Source organism: Bradyrhizobium genomosp. I (2014), assembly GCF_000261685.1.
In the GTDB taxonomy this organism is placed as follows: Bacteria; Pseudomonadota; Alphaproteobacteria; order Rhizobiales; family Xanthobacteraceae; genus Bradyrhizobium.
This window is the reverse complement of the sequence record NZ_AJQE01000142.1, coordinates 1-3,548: the sequence shown is the minus strand read 5'-3', so window position 1 is coordinate 3,548 and position 3,548 is coordinate 1. Positions and strand designations below refer to the sequence as shown.

Below are 3,548 nucleotides of genomic sequence, written 5' to 3'. Positions count from 1 at the left end.
CGGCGGTCGCCCGCTGCCGATCGGCCGCTATGAGCTCAGATTCCGCGTTGCCAAATACTACGCCGAACGCAATGTGCCGCTATCCGATCCGCCGTTCCTCGATGAGATCCCACTGCGCTTTGCGGTCAGCGAGCCGGAAAGCCATTACCACGTACCGCTGCTGGTCACGCCCTGGAGCTATTCGACCTATCGCGGCAGCTAGAGATGTAGGTTCGGCGGGCTGTCCGTGGTTCACCTCGCCCCGAAGGGGAGAGGTGAACCGAACCATCCCGCTCTGGCTAGCTACCGAATTTCTCGAGCAGCGCCGGAAACAGCCGATCCGGTTTGAAGGGCGGTGCGGTGAAGCGAATGCCGGTGGCGTGCGCGATCGCATTGCCGAGTGCCGCCGCAACAGGATTGTACGGGCTCTCGCTCATCGACTTCGCGCCCAGTGGCCCGATCGTGTCGGACGTCTCGGCGAAGAACACCTCCGTGCGCGGAACGTCGGCGAAAGAGGGCAGGTGGTAGTCGCGGAATTTCGGGTTGACGACGCGGCCGTTCGCGTCGATCACCATCTCCTCATAAAGCGCAGCGCCGAGCGCCTGCGCCACGCCGCCTTCGACCTGACCGCGGCATTGCATGGGATTGGCGACGACGCCCGCATCCGCGGCGTGCACGCTCCTGAGAATCCTGAGCTCACCGGTGCCTTTGTTCACCGCGACGCGAAATCCCTGCACGTTGAACCCGACCGAGCGCGGCGTGCCGCCAGAATTGCCGGTGGCTGCGAACGGCTGGCCGCGCTCGTGGGCGAGCTTCGCCAGCTCCGCAAAGGGCATGCGCCGTACGCCGCTAACGACGGCGTGCCCATCGAGCACGCAAGTGTCCACGTCGCACAGCCACGCGCCGGCGGCGGCCGCCCTCAGCTCGGTCGCAAGCTGCATGGCCGCCGCATGCGTCGCCTTGCCCGCGACGAAGGTGCCGGCGCTGCCGTAGGCGCCGGTGTCGTGGCCGCCATGGGCGGTGTCGGACTGGCGAAGGTGGATCCGCTCGACCGTGGTAGCGAGCGTCGTCGCGGCGATCTGGAGATGCACGGTGCTGGTGCCGTTGCCGAACTCGGCCGTGCCGACGGTGAGGTCGAAGCCCCCGTCGTCGCGCAGCGCGATCGTCGCGTCGGCGATGTGGCCGGCCGGTGGCACGGTGTCGATCATGGTCAGCGCAATGCCGTCACCGATCAGCCATTCCGGCGACAGGTCCGGCTGCGGGTCATCGGCCTGCATCGCGCGCTCGACGAGGTCGAGGCACTGGTCGAGCCCGTAGGAACCATAAAGCACGTCGTGATACTCGGACGGCGGCGGCGACAGCATGGGATCGCCGGGCTTGACGATATTGCGCCGGCGCATCTCGTAGGGGCTGATGCCGAGCTGCCTGGCCAGCTCGTCGATCGCGGCCTCCACCGCGATCAGCGCCTGCGGCAGGCCGTAGCCGCGAAACGCCCCCGCCGGCACCGTGTTGGTGTAGACGGCGGCGCCGTCCACCCTCTTGTTCGGACAATTGTACACGCTGATGGACTCGGCCAGCGCGTGGAACATCACGGGGCCGGCGTGATTGCCGTAAGCTCCGGTGTTGGAGAGCACGTCGAGCTGGAGCGCGGTGAGCTTGCCGTCGCTATCGGCGCCCGCCTTGATGTGGACCCGCATCGGATGCCGCGTCGAGGTCGCGATGAACTGCTCCTCGCGGGTGAGTTCCAGCTTCACTGGCCGCCCGGTTGTGAGCGCGGCGAGCGCAAGGATATCCTCCACGAACATCTCCTGCTTACCGCCAAAGCCGCCGCCGACGCGTTCGCAGAACACGCGGACCTTGTCCATGGGAAGCCCAAAGATGTCCGACAGCGCACGCCGGGTCAGGAACGGCACCTGCGTCGAGGTGCGGACGTTCAGCACGCCAGCGTCATCGAGCCAGGCGAGGCCGCCATGGGTCTCCAGCGCCGCATGCTGTACGCGATGACTGTGGAACGTGGCCTTGTAGATGACGGCGGACGTCGCGAGCGCCGCCGCGACATCGCCGAATTCGCCATGCGTTTCCGCGGCGAGATTGCGCCGGGCGTCCGCGACGCGGTTCGCCGTGGTGCGGTCGGGATGAATGATTGGCACGCCCGGCGCCATTGCCTGCTCCGGATCGATCAGCGCGGGCAGAATCTCGTAACTGACGTTCAGCCTGCGGCACGCCTCCTCGGCGGCGGCTTCGGTCTCGGCGACGACGGCGGCGACCTTCTGTCCGATGAAGCGGACGACCTCGTCGAGGACGCGGGTGTCCTCTGGGTCCATCCACTCCCTCTCATGCCGCGCGGTCGAAATCAGGACAGACGGCGCATCCTCATGCGTCAGGACGGCGTGGACGCCGGGGACGCGAAGGGCTTCCGACTTGTGAATCGCAACGATCCTGGCGTGAGCGTGCGGCGAACGGAGCAGCTTGATGTGCAGCAGTCCGTCGATGGCGGTATCGAAGGTGTAGCGTGCCCTGCCGCGCACGATGTCGGGACCTGCGGCGGCCGGCAGGCTGCGACCGAATGCGGCGCCGGCCTCGACGCTCGCCTCGACATTGGTCTTGCCGAGGATCGCGTCCTCTATCGAACGATAACCGGTACAGCGGCAGATATTGCCCTTCAACGCTGCGCCGAGATCGGTGCGCTGCGCCTGGTTCAGGGAGGCGCAGGTCAGGATCATGCCGGCGGTGCAGAAGCCGCATTGAAAGCCCTGCGCATCGAGGAAGGCCTGCTGCATCGGATGCGTGCCGTGATCTCCGCCAAGACCTTCAATCGTGGTCACATTGCGCCCCTCGGCCCGGAACGCCGGGATCAGGCAACTGTGCACCGGCTCGCCGTCGAGCAACACGGTGCAGGCGCCGCAATCGCCGGCATCGCAGCCCTTCTTGACGCCGAAATGGCCAAGCTCGCGCAGGAACGTGCGCAGGCATTGCCCGGCGCGCGGCTTCTGGGAAAACACCTTGCCGTTGACCTCGACGCTCATGGCCGCGTTGCTCCCATGAGTTCGGCGCGAATTTCCTCGGCGAGCCGCAGCGTCATGTGCTTGCGCCAGATTGGCGCGCCATGGATGTCCGCGTGGTACAGATCGTCGGTGATCTGCTGCATGAGCGCGGCGCGGAGTGTGCTCGCGTCCGGGGCTTTGCGAAAGAGTAGCTGGATCGGCCGTACCGTCGCCGCGGTAACCGTGAGTGTCAGCGCATCATCGGCTTCGAGGCTCCCGATCAGGAGCGCCGCCGAACGGCCGACCGGCGCCAGCGAGATCTGGCGGAAGGCGGTGCGGCGCTTCAATGCGGCGGTTGGGATATCGATCTGCCGGAGAAGGTCGCCTGGCGTCAGACGATTGCGATGGTTGCCGGTGACGAATTCGGCGACGGGAAGCTTCTGTTCACCGCCGCTCGCCTTCCAGATGGTGCAGAGGCCGTCGAGCGCGGTGGTGAGCGAGATCATGGGTCCCGCCGGTAACGACATGCAGAGGTTGCCGCCGACGGTCGCGGTTTTCCAGATCTTGAACGAAGCAAGGAAGGCG

Annotated in this window: 3 protein-coding genes; 1 reads left to right on the top strand and 2 read right to left on the bottom strand. The window is 66.5% G+C overall.

Annotation, left to right across the window (positions count from 1 at the left end):
* Window positions 1-202 (top strand): hydroxyisourate hydrolase (locus IC50_RS13745; protein ID WP_035705171.1); only part of this gene is annotated, 202 nt, incomplete at its 5' end.
* Between the two features lie 76 nt (window positions 203-278).
* On the opposite strand, the gene IC50_RS13740 is transcribed toward IC50_RS13745, so the two are convergent.
* Both IC50_RS13740 and IC50_RS13735 read right to left on the bottom strand, forming a co-directional pair.
* Window positions 279-3,005: a molybdopterin-dependent oxidoreductase gene (locus tag IC50_RS13740; RefSeq protein ID WP_035705168.1), complete on the bottom strand. Its 2,727-nt coding sequence runs from the start codon at window positions 3,003-3,005 to the stop codon at window positions 279-281.
* Window positions 3,002-3,548, bottom strand: a 547-nt coding sequence (locus IC50_RS13735) for an FAD binding domain-containing protein (RefSeq protein ID WP_035705166.1), incomplete at its 5' end; no start/stop codon positions are given. The genes IC50_RS13735 and IC50_RS13740, both read right to left, overlap by 4 nt.

Bases quoted from the DNA above. Each gene is read 5' to 3' on its own strand.
- IC50_RS13740 (WP_035705168.1), bottom strand. From the start codon at position 3,005: ATGAGCGTCGAGGTCAACGGCAAGGTGTTTTCCCAGAAGCCGCGCGCC.